The following is a 16,601-nucleotide window of genomic DNA, read 5'->3' as shown; positions in this document are numbered from 1 at the left end:
ATGCAGTATCCTATAAAAATCTTATTCGTCATTTTAAGCTTTTCTATAAATGTTAATGCCCAAATGCCAGGTAAACTAACAACAAAGGAAATCTATAATGATGTAGAATTTTCAATGCCAAAAGTAAAAGAAGCAGTATTTCCAGATTATAAAATAAGTGTTACTGAATTTGGCGCAATAGGTGATGGTATTTATAAGAATACGACAGCTATTAAGTCGGCAATTAAACATGTTTCGGATAAAGGTGGGGGAAAAGTAGTTGTACCAGCGGGCATTTGGCTTACTGGACCCATTACACTAAAAAGCAATATCAATCTACATTTAGAAAGTGGAGCAGTACTTCTTTTTAGCAGAGATTTCAATGATTATCCTTTACAAAAAGTAAGTTTTGAAGGTTTGAATTCTTATCGATGTACTTCACCAATTAACGCACTTGGAGAAACCAATATTGCTATTACTGGCTTTGGAATTATTGACGGTAGTGGCGATGCTTGGAGACCTGTAAAGAAAATGAAAATGACAGAGGCGCAATGGCTCGGATTAATAAAATCAGGTGGAGTACTATCTAATGATGGACAAATGTGGTTTCCTTCTTTGGGAGCTAAGAAAGGGAATGAGATTGTCTCCAAGTTTAATTTTCAAGTAGAAATAGATAATCCGGATTTACTTGCTATTAAAGATTTTCTGCGTCCGGTTATGGTTAGTTTAGTGGAGTGTAAGCAGATTCTATTAGATGGTCCTACTTTTCAAAATTCACCGGCATGGAATCTTCATCCTTTAATGTGTGAAGATGTTATTATAAGAAATTTATCGATCAGAAATCCTTGGTATTCTCAGAATGGTGACGGTCTTGATTTGGAATCCTGTAAAAATGTGATGATTTACGAGAATACTTTTGATGTAGGAGATGATGCTATCTGTTTAAAATCAGGTAAAGATAAAGACGGAAGAGATCGAAACTTTGCTACAGAAAACGTGATTATCAAAAAAAATACGGTTTACCACGGACATGGTGGATTTGTTGTAGGAAGCGAAATGTCGGGCAGTGTGCGTAATATCCATGTTTCAGACTGCTCTTTTATCGGAACTGATATGGGAATTCGTTTTAAAAGTACAAGAGGCAGAGGAGGAATAGTGGAGAATATTTTTATTTCTAATATTAATATGACCAATATTGTGACCGAAGCAATTGGTTTTAATCTTTTTTATGGAAAAAATGTACCTAATTTTGAAGATGATGACAAAGGAGCATCAGTAGAAGAAAAACAATATCAAATTACAGAAGAAACACCTTCTTTCCAAAATATTTTTATGGAAAATATTCAGGTTGTTGGTGCAGCAAAAGCAGCTTTCTTTATGGGACTTCCAGAAATGAATTTAAAGAATATTCATTTAAAAAATTCCATGTTAAAAGCAGATCAAGGTATTGATATCATTGATTCAGACGGAATGCAGTTTACCAATGTGAAAATTATTTCATCAAATAGTGCAGAACTTCAGATTTACAATGGTAAAAATTTAGATTTCAATGCTGTTTCTTTTAATAAAAAAGCAGATGCTAAGGTTAAAATTCTAGGGAATAAAACTAAAAATATCAGCTTCAAAAAAACAGATTTTAAGACATCCGAAAAACAAGTTGTTTTTAGTAAAAAGGTGAAATCTTCTGAAATCACCTTTCATTAAATTGATTTAAGATTCATTCTTCTGATTATCATTTTTTTGTTTGAGATAATCAGAAGGTGACATTTTAAATATTTCTTTAAAACAAGTACTAAAATACCCAGAGCTGTTAAATCCAACTCTGTATGCCACATCAGCGATATCGGTTTCTCCTGCATCCAGAAATTGTTTGGCTCTTTTTACTCTCATATCTTTAACAAATTCGACTGGAGTTATATTGGTAAGGCTTTTGAACTTTCTGTTGAAGGTGACTCTGGTCATATTCATCGAACCGGCTATAACATCAATATTAAATGCTGGATCGGTTAAACCTTTTTCTACTACCGCGATTATGTCTTTCAGAAATTGTTCATCTTTTGTGGTGATCACAATTTCGCTTGGTTCTAGCGTAATGGTTTTTACATTAGACTGCAATTGATCAAAAAAGCGCTTTCTGTGTTTGATTAAATTATCAATCGAAGCTATTAAAAAGTCGGTATTAAACGGTTTTGTAATGTAGTAATCAGCTCCATAATTCAATCCCTGAATCTGGTTTTCTATAGAAGATTTAGCACTTAAGAGAATTACAGGAATATGGCTGGTTTCTATATTGTTTTTCAGCGAATCCAAAAGTTCAATTCCATCCATTTCTGGCATCATAATATCGCTTAAAATCAGGTCAGGACGCTTTTTGATAGCAGCTTGTAAACCTTTTTTTCCATTTGAAGCTTCCAGTACACTGTAGTATTTCTGTAACTGACTTTTCAGGAAAAAACGTAGCTCGTCATTATCTTCAACAATTAATACAGTAGGAAGTTCAGCGTCTGTTATAAATTCTAAGTTTTCATTTTTTCGGCTAGCTGTATTGTCAATAAAATGATTGGTATTTTTTTTAGTTTCTACTTTTTCTAAGTTAGAAATCTGCAATACATCAGTATCCAGATCTATTTTTATGTTGACGGTTAATCCACCGTTATTGTTGTTTTTAGCATAAATTTTTCCACAATGCAGATGAATATATTCTCTACAAAGCGCCAGTCCAATTCCTGTTCCGACATTTTTAGATTTACCTGTATTGGTTTCATAATAAAGCTTAAAAATGTCTTCAAGTTTATTCTCTTCTACACCAGTTCCTTCGTCGGCAATGCTTATTTTTAGAATATTATTTTCTTTTTTTACTTCTATTGCTATCATGCTATGATCAGGAGAAAACTTTAAAGCGTTGGATAAAAGATTGTAAAGCACAATATCTATTTTTTCTTTATCCAGATTGACAATAAGATTTTCGAGATCTGAGATCGTCTTTATTTTAATATTTTTCTCATGTGCAGTCTGAGAGAACAATGAAACAATTTCATTTATAAGAACAGTCAAATCAAAAGATTGAGGATGCAGATCTTCACTGCCACTTTGTACTTTTCTAAAATCTAATAGTTGGTTGACAAATCTTACCAATCGGTTAGTGTTTTTTCTAACAGTTGTGATATACTCATTTCCCTGAGAACTTAAATTTTCATTTCTGGCAATTTCTTCCAGTGGATTTACGATGAGGGTTAACGGCGTTCTTAGTTCGTGCGAAATATTAGTAAAAAAACTCAGTTTCAATTCCGTCATTTCCTGTTCTACAGTAACTTTATTGCGCAATTGAATCATTGAAGACGCTATTCTTCTTCCTGTTTCCAATGCTATTATTAAAAGAATAAAATATAATAAATAAGCCCAATTGCTTCTCCAAAAAGGAGGAGTAATGGTAAAAGATATTTTTTTCTGTGGAATTCCAGTATACAATTCAGGATTTAGGCATTTTACTTCAAATTCGTAATCGCCAGGTGGCAGATTTGTGAAAGTTGCCTTTTTCTGATTTCTCACCTCATGCCATGTATTATCAAGTCCTTTTAACCTGTAAGCGTATAATTGTTTATTGTCTGATCTGTAATCTAAGACCGTGTAATAGATACTTATCGTATTGTGCTGATAGTCCAGCTGAATATCATCACTGTAATTCACGTCTTTTTTTAGAGGATATTCTTCAGATTTTACGTTTGAATTTTTATTGTTGATTTCAAAACCTGTAAAAACCATTTTGGTTTTGATTTTTTGATTTTCAATTTTCGCGGGACTAAAATCAATGTAACCGTTTCTGCATCCAAAAATCAAATTTCCATTTGGGAGTTTTAAACTGGAAGATTCAGAAAAACCATTTTTTACTAAACCATCATAAGAATCATAATTTCTAAAGGTTTTCTTTTTCAGATCAAATTTTGAAATTCCATTTTCGGTAGCAAGCCACAAATTTTTTCGATCGTCTTCAATCATGCTTAGAATAAAATCACTTGGCAACCCGTTTTCTTTGGAATAATTCGTGAATTTCAAAAGACTTCCTGTTTTTTGCGCTAAATTAATTCCTCCTCCAGCAGTAGAAATCCAGATTTTATGGTCTGAATCTTTATACATGTGTAAAATGTCGTTGCTACCCAGACTGAATTTATCTCCCGAAATTTTCACGTATCTCGAAAATTTAATTTCGTCGGCATTATAATTACCAGGATCAAAAGTTACTAAACCATTGGTTGTGGCAACCCAGATTTGTCCATCATATCCATTGATGAGGTACCTGACTTTATTAGATTCAATTGTAGGATAGTTTTTGAAGTTTTTTACAAAACGGACTTTTCCGTTATCTTCTTTAAGAAGGTTAATTCCGTTGCCATAAGTACCTATCCAGATATTGGCTTTTTGGTCAATTAGTACAGAGTATATAGAATTGCTTCCAATACTTTCAGGATCGTCTTTACTGACTTTAAACTGGGTTAAATTATATTGGTTAAGATTCTTGTCGGTTGGAGAGGCTTTAAACAATCCACTTCCTTTTGTGCCTAACCAAATGTTGCCTTTTGCATCTTCTGTAATGGAATACACCAATCCAATTTCACCATTTTTATAATTTACAAAAAGGTTTTTTAACTCTTGATTATGTTGATACACCTTTAGTTTTCCTGCTTTTGATGCAATCCATAATCTGTTTTTTGTATCAGTATAAACCGCTCTGATTTCATTTTCAGATTTGTCTTTAGCGCTGTCAACCAAAAGCTGTTGCTGGAAAATGTTTTTTTGAAAGATAATTTTATTTATTCCTCTGTCGTTAGTGCTCATCCATAAAATACCAGAAGGATCAAAATACATGCTAGCCACAATATTGGAGAGTTTCTGATTCTCATCACCAGGTTTGTTGAAGAAAAAATCTACTGTTCCTGTTTTTGCATTATACCATCCAAATCCTCCGCCTTTAAGTTTGATCCAAACACGTTTAAAATTATCTTCAAATACGCCAAAAGTATGATCGAGCTGTAGAAATGTAGCATCGGTTTGTTGTGAAAAAAAACGAACAGTTTTTACTTTAGGGTTAAATAAAATTACCCCATGTTTATCAGGCTCGACCCATAATATACCTTGCTTGTCCTGAAAAATACTATAAACAGGAGAAGAAGATATTTTTTGAATAGACTGAATATTTAAAGTTTTTAAACTAAAAGTGATGAGTTCTCCAGTGGCAGTGGAAATAAAGAGTAAATCTTCATTTTTAGATTTTAATATCGCATTAATGTCTTTCGGAGTAAGATGGAATTTTGTAATTTTTTTTGATGTTTTGTCATAGCAAATTAAATCTCCCTGATTCGTTCCAATCCAAACTTGTTTATCCAGTACAGAAATACATTTTACGGGAATATTTTTTAAAATAGACTTGCTGGTATAATCTGGTGTTACCTTTTTTGAAATTACATCTAATCCATTTTCTGAAGCTACCCACAATGAATTGTCTTTATCTGAAGCTAAAACTTTGATAGCGTTAGAAGCGATTTTAAAACCAGAAGATCGTTCTTTTGAAAAACGAACCAGTCCAATCTGATTGTTGTGATCTTTTCTAGCCAGATAAATCCCTTTGTCTACAGTGGTGAGCCAAACATCTCCATTCGTAGAAGTAATGATTTCATCAAATACAATTTTATTGGTTCCTAAAATACTGGCTATAGAAAGGAATTTTTCGGTGCTTTTTTCAAATCGGTAGATTTGACGGTCATAAGCCTTTAACCAGATATAACCGAAAGCATCTTCTTTCATCAAATCTATACGATTGTTTCCTAAAGTGCTTTTATCGCCCGCTACCGCTTTGTAGGTAATAAAGTTTTTTCCATCAAAACGATTAATACCATCCCAAGTAGCAAACCAAATAAAACCTTCTTTGTCTTTTATTATATCTCTGATATTGTCATGAGAAAGCCCATCTTCTGCAGAATAATTTTCAATCTTGCACTTTATTTGTGCAGATAATTTGGTTACAGAAGCAATAATTAAAAATGGAATGAGATATCTAAATAATAAAAGTTTCTTCATTTAAAAATTGTGAATTTTAGAGCAGATTTAAATGCTACCAACATACGATTACAATACACTCATAAGATAAAGAAACAAAACACATTAAAATGGAGCTTTATATTAAAAGTATTTTTAATTATGTAATCGATTGCATTTTGCTAATATATAAATTTAAATCATTGAAATGCGAAAAGCAAGTTGGAGAGAATCATAAAAATTAAAAAAAATTGTATCTTTTACTGAGCTTTTAATTAAATAGGTTAAATAAAATAATATTATGATAAAATCTGTAAATCCTTATAATCAGGATACCATATATGAAGTTGCTGAATTTGAAAAAGAAGATATTGAAAATGCAATAAACAGGGCAGAGGAACAATACAAGAAATGGAAAGAAGTTTCCTTTTCAGAACGTTCAGTATTGATGAAAGCTGCTGGTCAGGAACTTAGGAAAAATTCACGTGAATATGCACAAACTATTACTCAGGAGATGGGAAAGCCTATCACTGAGTCATTGGCAGAAATTGAAAAATGTGCCAATTTATGTGATTATTATGCGAAGCATGCTTCAGAAATGCTTGCAGACAAAATAATTGAAACAGAAGCACATAAAAGTTATGTAAGCTACGAACCAATAGGAATTGTTTTGGCTATTATGCCGTGGAATTATCCTTTCTGGCAAGTTATGCGTTTTGCAGTACCAGCACTCATGGCGGGAAATGTTGGAATATTAAAACATGCCAGTAATGTGATGAAAAGCGCCATGAGCATTGAAAAAGTATTCGAAAGAGCAGGTTTTCCTAAAGGTTCTTTTATGAATCTGCCTATTAACAGTAAGGCAATAGAGCAAATCATTAGAAATCCTAAAGTCAAAGCGGTCACCTTAACAGGAAGTGAAGCAGCAGGAAGGTCTGTAGCGGCAATTGCTGGAAGTGAAATTAAAAAAACGGTACTTGAACTAGGAGGCAGTAATGCCTTGGTTGTTTTTGCGGATTGTAATTTGGAAGAAACCGTGAAAACTTGTGTACAAGCTCGTTTTCAGAATGCGGGACAAAGTTGTATTGCTGGAAAACGTTTGCTTGTAGAAGCCTCTATTGCGGCAGAATTTACAAAAGCATTTTTAGAAGGTGTTAGTAAACTTCGTCCTGGAGATCCATTGAGTGAGGAAACAACAATAGGTACTATGGCGCGTGTTGACCTTGCCGAGGAACTGGAAAGACAGCTTCAAGATGCTGTAAATAAAGGTGCAGAAGTCTTGATTGGTGGCAAAAGGAATAATGCTTATTTCGAACCTACTGTTTTAAGTAATGTTACAACAGATATGTCAATTTTTAAAGAAGAAGTTTTTGGGCCATTGATCGGAATTACAACTTTTAAGCATGAGGAAGAAGCTGTGGCACTTTCAAATAGTAGTCCGTTTGGACTTGGAGTTACCATTTTTACAGAAAACTTTGAAAAAGCTTCCAAATTAATACCGAAGTTTGATGAAGGGGCAGTATTTGTAAATGAATTAGTAAAAAGTGATCAGAGATTGCCTTTTGGAGGAACTAAAACTTCAGGATATGGACGTGAACTTTCAGTAGATGGTATTCAGGAGTTTGTAAACAAGAAGACGGTTTATGTTAATAAATACTAACTATTAACCGTTTAAAAGGTTATGTATTAAAAGATATAAAAATGCTGCAACTCACTACGATTCTATATTTTTGTAATCTAGAGTAACCAATATCACAATATGATCAATACATTTTCTGCCAATAATCAAGTTGGTGTAGTATCGACTTTCTCTGAACTTATAAATACAGATTTTAAAGGAGAAATGAATGCACTTTGCTGGTACAGAAATTTGAATGGAGATTTTAAGGAAATAGTAGCTAAATTATCTTTAAAAGAAAATATAACAGAAGTTTTTCCTGAAGATTTAATGGCGCTCCAATTATCAGAAAGCGGAAATATAGCACGCGAAATCATTTTGAATGATTTACAATTATTAACTGATTTTGGAGCTTCTCCTTCTCTTAATTTATTAAAGTGTTACGAACGCGATGAAGAGTTTGATTTTATATCGACTGACGTATATTCCTTTCATGTTGATCGTTCGCCTATTGCAACAGATACTTTTTTATGTACTTATCACGGAGCAGCAAGTGACATTATACCTAATTCACAGGCTGAACAGAAAATTTTGATTCCTGAAATTCGAGAAAGGCTAAAAGAACTGTACGATGGACCTTCAGAAGAATTCGAATTTTTTTTAAAGGAAAATTATTTTGATTTACATTATCAAATAAAGGAAGGTGTAGAACCCATTAATTTAGGGGTAATGCATCTTTGGCGTCTGGCGGTAGATCATCCGAGACAAAAAGTGCAACCCTGTATCCATAGAGCACCAATAGAAAATGAAGGAGAATATCGTTTGTTATTGATTTGTTGATTTTTTTCTTTTTGATAGTTTTCTGATTTTGTATTGTTTTTAATGAGGATAATTTCTTATATTTATAACTGCTAACTGTTTCGGTGATTATAATCCGTGGCAGTATTTTTACAAAAGCTTATATTTCCTCCCGGTATAATTTTTTGCGGATTTTAAATTTTTATTTAACTGCATAATTTTTTAAGCTATGTTACAAGAGCAGAATACTAGTAGATTGGTCTATCTCACAGAAGACGATGAAGATGACAGGATTTTATTTCTGGAAGCACTCAGGGAACTCCATCCTGAAATTTTCGTTAAGGTATTCGAAGACGGACAACAGCTTTTAGATAATCTTTGTAGAACTGAATTCAATAAGCCAGAAATCATATTTCTGGACATTAATATGCCTCGAAAAAATGGTTTCGAATGTCTAAAAGAAATAAGAAACAGAAGCATGTTCAGAGACGTTAAGATTATTATGTTTTCTACCAGCAGTAGTATTCTTCATATTGAATTATGTCATAAACTCGGAGCTGATTATTACGCTATAAAGCCAGGTCCTTTTCATAAGCTTAAAGAGCTACTGAGCGAAATAATGGCAATTGACTGGGACGGAATTCCAACAAATAAAACAGAGTTTATTTTGACTGGCAGAAAAATCAATACAATATAAAAACAGCCAGACGGCTAACATTTAGACCATTTATATTCTTTTCCCTTTAGTTCTGGTAACGAAATTCCAGTTTAAAGGCTCTTCTATATATACAAAATATTCCCAAGTTTCATCAGTCGTTTTTTTATTAGTTCTTCTTGACTTACAAGAGGGAAAAGAGAAGTATGAAAGCTAATTCGGATTTCTTCTAAAGTTACAATTCTAATCTTATTTTCATATTTGTTGATAGGTAACAAACGAAAAAACGATACAGTAAAAAGGTGAGCGCCTTCTGCTAACGATACTGGAAATTGTATAACATCTGTCTGAAATTAAATACTTTATGCTATGATCTGCTTTGTAACTTTATGATAAGATTAAAATAATCACATAAAAAATAAAGTTATGGCAGAAATTAAAATACAAAAGAAAAAGCCCGTATGGCCGTGGATTGTAGCGTTGTTGTTAATTGCAGCACTGGTTTATTATGTCTTTCTAAAAGATAACGAGCCGCGTAGTGAGACTACTATTGAAGTCGAAAATGCTGTGCCTGTTGATACCACCGCAAATGAGTAATAAAAAAGCTGTTGTTCAGCTTTGGAGATAAAAACATAATTTTTTAATTAAAAGAACATGGAAAATAAAGACAGAAAATTATACAGACTTGACGAGCTTCCTGATTACAAAGTAGCTTCTGATTATTCTGATGTAAGAGGATGGAAGATAGTAGATGCAGACAACCGAACGATAGGAAAAGTAGATAATTTGTGGGTTAATAAAGACATGCAACGTGTGGTGTATCTAGACGTAAATGTAGACAAAGAACTCATAGAAGACAGCAAACGTGAGATACATGATACTATTGCCAATCAGAACGAAAGAGAATTTATGTATAGAGACGGAGACAGTCATCTGATTATACCTATCGGTTCAGTAACTATTAATAAAGATACTAAAATTGTGCAGGCCAACTCTATTGGATATGATACCTTTAGAAAAACAGGACGATATGATACTCAACATTATTTTGACAGAAATTATGAAAGAGCAGTATTAAGAAGCTATTATCCAGATGAGGAATTCCGTTCTGGTAATGATAGTGATGATGATGTTTTTTACAGTCGCAAGGAGTTTGGTGACCGATAATTGTTGGTTCAGTTATTTTTCTAGAAGCTATATTTTAGGAAGTAAAAAAAGATCAGATATCTGAGGATTTCTGATCTTTTTTTTGCTTTAAAAATGTTGATTTATTACGTATGATGACATAATTAAGTTTAGAAAATTAAAGAGTCGAATTTGGAAGTATCATTAAACAAAAGTTTAAAAAAATGTTAACATGAAAATTGTAAAAATCGATTCTGAACTACAAAATAAATAGAGATATCAGCCTTTGATGTGTTCTAATATTGTTTCTAAATATTTCATTGTTAAGTTTTTATTACCTGCTTTATTCTACAATGATATTTATCTATGTTTGCTTAAAAAAGCAATCTAAATAATACATCAGTGAAATGAAAATCTTAAATTTTTTTAAACCTAAAAAGAAAAAAACAGTATCTGAAAGTGATTTAAATGCAAATCTAGTCAGACACTACAGAATTGCAACAGAATCTCTTGTAAGTCTGCGTGATGTTGGGGTTGAAGAAGAGGATGAATTAAAAATAGATTATTTCTTTTATTCGGATACTGTTGAAAAAGCTCAAATTTTGGAAACAGAAATGAAGAATATGGATTTTATAGTGAATTACGGAACTGCATCTCATGATAAAACCCTTTTTGTAATTTCTGGCAGAACAACAAAGATGAAAATGATGCATGAATCTTTAAGTAAATGGGTAACCGAAATGTGTGAATTAGGACATAAGCATGACTGTAGTTTTGACAGCTGGAAAATAGTTTCTAAATAAAGAATAATGATGTAAAGAGCAGTATTTTACTGCTCTTTTTTATTATAGAAATGTCAGAGCGCCACCTTAATTTTGCAGATAATTTTCAAATAAACATAATTGATTAGATAAAGCTTTGCTCCAGTATGCTGTATCGTGTTTTCCTAACGATTCAGTATATAAGTGATCAATTTTTTTGGACGTCAGTATTTTATGGAAATTGCGATTTAGGTCAATCATTAATTCATCCTCAGTTCCACAATCAAAAATGTAAATCTGGTCGGCAGTTTTCATTTTATCTGCAACGTTACCAACTAAATATTCAGAGGGAAGTTTTTCAAATAAGCCCAAAACATCTTCAACCTGATAATTTTTATAGTTCTCTCCAAAATAAGTAAAATCCAATGCACCGCAGGTACTACCAATTACAGAAAAATTCTGATCGTATTTGGTACCAATATGAACGGCTCCAAAACCACCCATGCTCCAGCCTAAGATGCCTCGACTTTTTTTATTTTGAATTGTTGGAAAATGAGAATCAATATAATTTACCAATTCTTTTCCAATAAATGTTGAATATTGAGAGTTTTCATTAATAGAACTGTCTACATACCAACTGTTGTAATTTCCATCTGCAAGCACGTAAATCGTTTCGAATTCTTGAGATTTTTTGGCTAGATCTGGAATATCTTTTTCATAAGTTCTAGTTGGATTTCCGCTGTAGCCATGAAGAATATAAACTGTTTTGTAAAGTTTGCCTTTTTTGATTTCGGGTGTAATAATAATGGTTTTTATACTCTTGTTCATTTTTAAACTATACACGTTTTGGGTAATAATTTTCTGAGCAGAACAAGACAGATAAAAGAAAGTTAGCACGAAAGAAAAAATTGTTTTCATCTCAATTAGTTTAGAATTATACTGCAAAATTGAGAGGTAAAAAGATCAAAACTGTTTACATATGTTTACGAAATTAAAAATTTAATTCTTTACGTATTCTGCTTAATTGCGTTGGAGTAACGCCTAAATAAGAGGCTATTTGATGTTGTTTAAGACGCTGGAGAAGTTTTGGATTTTCAAGCAAGGTTAAATAACGCTGTTTTGCCGTTTCTGATTTAAGAGTAATTTCTAAAGGCTCTTTTTTTACAACCCAATTCTTTTCCAGATATGCGATATGAAATAAAGCAAGGTCATGACATTCAATAATTAATTTTCTAAATTTATCTGCTGGATATAAAATGACTTCAGAATCTTCTAATGAAGCTATAGAAAATATACTTGGCGTTCCTTCGATAATAGATGATGTAGAGGCACAAAAGCTATTTTCCTCAAAAAACAGTTTATAAATATCATTTCCATCTTCATCTGTGCTGTAATAACCTAGTAGTCCAGACTTTACAAAATAATAATAACGAGCTACATCTCCTGCTTGTAGTATAATTTCATTCTTTTTAAAAACCCTTGTAAAACATATACCTAGCAATGCATTTGCTGTATCTGCTGATAATGGATGGTAAGAGTTTATTTTTTCGATAAGTTGATCCATGAAAATCGTTTATAATCCTTTATTCCCCAATTTTATCAGCCTGTTGAGATATGAAAAATCAAAAGCTTTTTATTGATATTAATAAAGAAACTGATTTGTAGACGTAAAGGTAAATTTAAAAAAGGCAGTATTCATTTTTTTAGAAAAAGAATAACAAAGGCGAAAATTAAGATTGTTGTAAATTACTTATAATATAAGAGCTGTCCCTAGACAGCTCTTAATGACTTAAAAAAATAATTATATTTATTTAAGTTAAGTCGGAAACAATTAAATTAAAAAATGATTATTGGTTTAAAATCAGGTTTTCTTTGCGTCATGCTATTTTTTCTAATGTTTCTAGCAATGAATTTTTTACAGTTTTATTTTCTTTTATAGCAGCTTGAGCTGCAGCCAGTCTTGCTACGGGAACTCTATATGGAGAACAACTCACATAATGTAGTCCTGCGTTGTGACAAAATTCTACAGAAGAAGGTTCACCTCCATGTTCACCGCAGATTCCTATTTTTAGATCATTTCGGGAGGAAAGCCCTTTTTTTACCGCCATAGCAACCAATTGTCCAACTCCTTCCTGATCCAATATTTGGAAAGGATCATGTTTTAGAATCCCTTTTTCTAAATACAATGGTAGAAATTTTCCAGAATCGTCACGTGAGTATCCGTAGGTCATTTGTGTAAGATCGTTGGTTCCGAAGGAAAAAAATTCTGCAGACTCTGCAATTTTATCTGCTGTAAGTGCGGCTCTAGGAACTTCTATCATGGTTCCCACCATATAATTGATGCGGTCATCAAAATCAGTAAATATTTTCTCTGCTGTTAGGTCAACTACTTGTTTTTGAAACTGCATTTCTTCAACAGTACCTGTAAGTGGTATCATAATTTCGGGGCGGCTTTCAATTCCTTCTTTTTTTAGGTTTAAAGCGGCTTCTATAATGGCTCTGGTCTGCATTTCTGTAATTTCAGGATACGTATTTCCAAGTCTGCAACCTCGATGTCCAAGCATTGGATTAAACTCATGCAGGTGGTTGATTTTTTCTTTTACGAGTCGTTGAGAAATTCCCATTTGGTCGGCCAGTCCTTTTTGACTTTTATCTTCATGAGGAACAAATTCATGCAAAGGAGGGTCGAGTAGACGCACCGTAACCGGAAGTCCGTTCATGGTTCTGAAGATTTCCTCAAAATCCTTTCTCTGCATTGGTAATAGCTTTGCAAGAGCATTTCTTCTTCCTGCTTCGCTGTCAGAAAGTATCATTTCTCTCATTGCCATAATTTTATCGTCTTCAAAAAACATATGTTCGGTTCGGCATAGACCAATTCCTTTTGCTCCAAAACGTTTTGCAGTAAGCACATCGTTTGGAGTATCTGCATTGGTTCTCACGTGCATACGGGAATATTTATCTGCCAGATGCATTAGTTGGTCAAAGTCACTGTTGAGTTCGGCTTCTGTTGTTTTTATCTTTCCTTTATAAATTCTGCCTGCAGAACCGTCCAAAGAAATCCAATCCCCCTCATTAAGAAGCTCCTTTCCAAATTGAGCTGTTTTTGTTTTATAATCTATTTTAATAGCTTCAGCCCCAGCCACACAACATTTTCCCATTCCTCTGGCTACTACAGCAGCATGTGAAGTCATGCCTCCTCTTGCAGTCAATATTCCTTGTGCGGCAACCATGCCTTTCAAATCTTCAGGAGAAGTTTCTATTCGAACCAGAATAACCTGTTCGTTTTTTTCTGCCCAATTTTGAGCATCAGTTGCAGAGAAAACTATGCGTCCTGCAGCTGCGCCAGGCGAGGCGGGAAGACCTTGCGCCAGAATACCGGTTTTTAGCAATTCATTTTTGTCAAAAATAGGATGCAGCAATTCGTCCAGTCGATTAGGATCTACCCTCAATAGAGTTGACTGTTCATCCAAGAGATTTTCCTGATGCATGTCTATTGCCATTTTAACCATTGCAGAACCAGTTCGTTTACCATTTCTGGTTTGCAATATCCAAAGTTTTCCTTCTTGAATGGTAAATTCGATGTCCTGCATGTCCTTAAAGTGAGATTCAAGAATATCTCCTGCTTCAGTAAGTTCCTTATATATATTAGGCATAGTTTCTTCTAAAGAAGAGAATTCTTCACTACGTTTCTTTTCAGATATTCCAGACAAAGCTGCCCATCTTTTAGAACCCTCCAAAGTAATTTGCCTTGGTGTTCGGATTCCTGCTACCACATCTTCACCCTGGGCATTGATAAGATATTCTCCGTTAAAGAGTTTTTCTCCAGTACTTGCATCACGCGTAAAGGCAACACCTGTTGCTGAACTTTCTCCCATATTACCAAATACCATCGCTTGAACAGTTACTGCAGTGCCCCAGTGCTCCGGAATATTGTTCAGTTCTCGATAGTAAACGGCTCTTTCATTCATCCAGCTGTCAAATACAGCAATAATAGCTCCCCCAAGCTGTTCCCATGGATCCGATGGAAAATCTTTTCCTGTTTCTATTTTGATAATATCTTTAAAACGCCTAGCTATTTCTTTTAAATCTTCGGCCGTAAATTCACTGTCGTGAGTAATGTTTTTTTCTTTTTTTACTTTTTGTATGATGATTTCAAAGGGATCTTCATCCTGATCAGATACAGCTTTTATACCCATGACAACTCCTGCATACATTTGGATAAATCTTCTGTAGGAATCCCATACAAAGCGGGCATTTCCAGTTTTTTCAATAAGACCCTGAACCGATTTTTCATTAAGACCCAGATTAAGAATAGTGTCCATCATACCAGGCATAGAAGCTCTGGATCCTGATCTCACAGAAACAAGACAAGGATTGGAAGGATCTGCGAATTTTGTTCCAGTTTGATTTTCTACAAATTGCATGGCTTTAAAGAGATCATTCATAATAAGATCCAGAACTGTGCTTGTTCCGTTGTGATACAGTTTGCACAACTCTGTAGTGATGGTAAATCCAGGAGGTACAGCAATTCCAATAAGATTCATTTCACAAAGATTGGCTCCTTTGCCGCCAAGAAGATTTCTCATACTGGCATTTCCTTCGGCCATTTTATTGCCGAAAGTAAAGATAGGTGGTGTTTGGTTAGTCATAATTTTTTCTTTTTTTCTGCCTTGATAATTTAACGAAATCGATATAGTAGAATGGGTAAAAAAAATATTTGAATTGATTAAAAAGAACTTTTTGAAAACATTTTAATTCATGATATTATGTTCTTACGATTTGTAAATAGCGGGCATTTAAGCTCATGCATTTTTTTGTAATAGCTTAGTAATAATGCGCATGACACTTAAACACCCGTCTACTCTGCGTAATTCAGGTTATAATACAGTGAATTTCAACAGTAAAAACTCTTTTCCTGAGGACGAAATTATATATTCTAAAATGACTGCTTTGTATCTTTTGTCACATTTACAATTTTGTACAGTTGTTTAAGAGGCTGCCAATTCTGTAATATTTAGATTTTGTACTTCAAAATAAAAATAAGTGGTTTTACTAAAAGCTTTAACTGGCGTGGCCTGAAATATTACTGTCATTTTGACTATAATATCATAATCGGAAGGAGATTCATAAGAGAAAAAAAAATAAAAAAAACAGAAAAATTTTTCAACTGTGACAAAAGACACTGAATGGATATTACCGATTCTATAATTTAGTTTTTTGAAATAGGTCTTGAAACTGAAATTCATCTTATTGCGATTAGGGAAGAATGGAAGCAGAAAAGATATCTGTCTGGTCGTTGCAGTATAATTTTGTTATTTGTTTGTGGCGGAAGATAGTCAGACAGAACTATTTTAATGAATGGCAGTTCCGGTTGATCATTTTAAAAAATGTCTTTCAATAACTTATTTTCCAAAATTTAGTTGATTGATTACAAGCCAGAAAGACAGGAAAGAGCTGTCTGCCAGCAGCTCTTTTAAAACATTAAAAAACAAAAACTATTACTATGTCAGATACAATCGAAAAAATTAAATGCCTTATTATAGGTTCTGGTCCTGCAGGTTATACAGCAGCTATTTACGCAGCCAGAGCAAACATGAATCCGGTTTTATATCAGGGTATGCAGCCTGGAGGTCAG

12 protein-coding genes are annotated in these 16,601 nt (G+C 33.3%); 8 read left to right on the top strand and 4 right to left on the bottom strand.

Annotated features, from left to right (window positions below; translation table 11 throughout):
• Entirely contained in the window at positions 1 to 1,683 is a 1,683-nt protein-coding gene (locus VGE71_RS08270; RefSeq protein ID WP_331137896.1) for a glycoside hydrolase family 28 protein, read from the top strand.
• 6 nt (positions 1,684 to 1,689) lie between these two features.
• On the opposite strand, the gene VGE71_RS08265 is transcribed toward VGE71_RS08270, so the two are convergent.
• On the bottom strand, positions 1,690 to 6,051 hold the full coding sequence (locus tag VGE71_RS08265; protein WP_331137895.1) for a hybrid sensor histidine kinase/response regulator transcription factor: 4,362 nt from the start codon (positions 6,049 to 6,051) through the stop codon (positions 1,690 to 1,692).
• Positions 6,052 to 6,310: 259 nt separating this feature from the next.
• On the opposite strand from VGE71_RS08265, the gene VGE71_RS08260 reads away from it, so the two are divergent.
• The 6 genes from VGE71_RS08260 to VGE71_RS08235 all read left to right on the top strand — a co-directional run bounded on the left by VGE71_RS08260 (position 6,311) and on the right by VGE71_RS08235 (position 11,008).
• Complete coding sequence (locus tag VGE71_RS08260; protein WP_331137894.1) at positions 6,311 to 7,669, top strand: NAD-dependent succinate-semialdehyde dehydrogenase; 1,359 nt, start codon at positions 6,311 to 6,313, stop codon at positions 7,667 to 7,669.
• 99 nt (positions 7,670 to 7,768) lie between these two features.
• Entirely contained in the window at positions 7,769 to 8,467 is a 699-nt protein-coding gene (locus tag VGE71_RS08255; protein ID WP_331137893.1) for a DUF1826 domain-containing protein, read from the top strand.
• Positions 8,468 to 8,654: 187 nt separating this feature from the next.
• Complete coding sequence (locus VGE71_RS08250) at positions 8,655 to 9,122, top strand: response regulator (protein WP_331137892.1); 468 nt, start codon at positions 8,655 to 8,657, stop codon at positions 9,120 to 9,122.
• A gap of 384 nt (positions 9,123 to 9,506) precedes the next feature.
• Entirely contained in the window at positions 9,507 to 9,677 is a 171-nt protein-coding gene (locus VGE71_RS08245) for a hypothetical protein (RefSeq protein ID WP_331137891.1), read from the top strand.
• Between the two features lie 57 nt (positions 9,678 to 9,734).
• The gene (locus tag VGE71_RS08240) at positions 9,735 to 10,247 is read left to right on the top strand and encodes a PRC-barrel domain-containing protein (protein ID WP_331137890.1); all 513 of its coding nucleotides are present in this window, start codon (positions 9,735 to 9,737) and stop codon (positions 10,245 to 10,247) included.
• Between the two features lie 365 nt (positions 10,248 to 10,612).
• On the top strand, positions 10,613 to 11,008 hold the full coding sequence (locus VGE71_RS08235; RefSeq protein WP_331137889.1) for a ribonuclease E inhibitor RraB: 396 nt from the start codon (positions 10,613 to 10,615) through the stop codon (positions 11,006 to 11,008).
• A 66-nt stretch (positions 11,009 to 11,074) separates the two neighbouring features.
• Here the strand turns inward: VGE71_RS08235 and VGE71_RS08230 are convergent, their stop codons facing one another.
• From VGE71_RS08230 to ppdK, 3 genes are all read right to left on the bottom strand, one after another.
• Positions 11,075 to 11,794 (bottom strand): alpha/beta hydrolase, encoded by a 720-nt coding sequence (locus tag VGE71_RS08230; protein ID WP_331137888.1) that lies wholly within the window; start codon positions 11,792 to 11,794, stop codon positions 11,075 to 11,077.
• A gap of 163 nt (positions 11,795 to 11,957) precedes the next feature.
• Entirely contained in the window at positions 11,958 to 12,530 is a 573-nt protein-coding gene (locus VGE71_RS08225; RefSeq protein ID WP_331137887.1) for a Crp/Fnr family transcriptional regulator, read from the bottom strand.
• A 313-nt stretch (positions 12,531 to 12,843) separates the two neighbouring features.
• The gene (ppdK, locus tag VGE71_RS08220) at positions 12,844 to 15,615 is read right to left on the bottom strand and encodes a pyruvate, phosphate dikinase (protein WP_331137886.1); all 2,772 of its coding nucleotides are present in this window, start codon (positions 15,613 to 15,615) and stop codon (positions 12,844 to 12,846) included.
• Between the two features lie 854 nt (positions 15,616 to 16,469).
• On the opposite strand from ppdK, the gene VGE71_RS08215 reads away from it, so the two are divergent.
• The coding region (locus VGE71_RS08215) for an FAD-dependent oxidoreductase (RefSeq protein ID WP_331137908.1) at positions 16,470 to 16,601 on the top strand (132 nt) is incomplete at its 3' end.

It is taken from the genome of Flavobacterium sp. (assembly GCF_036405015.1).
Taxonomy (GTDB): domain Bacteria; phylum Bacteroidota; class Bacteroidia; order Flavobacteriales; family Flavobacteriaceae; genus Flavobacterium.
Note: the sequence above shows the minus strand (reverse complement) of the source record. Positions and strands in the feature narration are given on the sequence as shown.

Bases quoted from the DNA above. Each gene is read 5' to 3' on its own strand.
- VGE71_RS08270 (WP_331137896.1), top strand. From the start codon at position 1: ATGCAGTATCCTATAAAAATCTTATTCGTCATTTTAAGCTTTTCTATA.
- VGE71_RS08265 (WP_331137895.1), bottom strand. From the start codon at position 6,051: ATGAAGAAACTTTTATTATTTAGATATCTCATTCCATTTTTAATTATT.
- VGE71_RS08260 (WP_331137894.1), top strand. From the start codon at position 6,311: ATGATAAAATCTGTAAATCCTTATAATCAGGATACCATATATGAAGTT.
- VGE71_RS08255 (WP_331137893.1), top strand. From the start codon at position 7,769: ATGATCAATACATTTTCTGCCAATAATCAAGTTGGTGTAGTATCGACT.
- VGE71_RS08250 (WP_331137892.1), top strand. From the start codon at position 8,655: ATGTTACAAGAGCAGAATACTAGTAGATTGGTCTATCTCACAGAAGAC.
- VGE71_RS08245 (WP_331137891.1), top strand. From the start codon at position 9,507: ATGGCAGAAATTAAAATACAAAAGAAAAAGCCCGTATGGCCGTGGATT.
- VGE71_RS08240 (WP_331137890.1), top strand. From the start codon at position 9,735: ATGGAAAATAAAGACAGAAAATTATACAGACTTGACGAGCTTCCTGAT.
- VGE71_RS08235 (WP_331137889.1), top strand. From the start codon at position 10,613: ATGAAAATCTTAAATTTTTTTAAACCTAAAAAGAAAAAAACAGTATCT.
- VGE71_RS08230 (WP_331137888.1), bottom strand. From the start codon at position 11,794: ATGAACAAGAGTATAAAAACCATTATTATTACACCCGAAATCAAAAAA.
- VGE71_RS08225 (WP_331137887.1), bottom strand. From the start codon at position 12,530: ATGGATCAACTTATCGAAAAAATAAACTCTTACCATCCATTATCAGCA.
- ppdK (WP_331137886.1), bottom strand. From the start codon at position 15,615: ATGACTAACCAAACACCACCTATCTTTACTTTCGGCAATAAAATGGCC.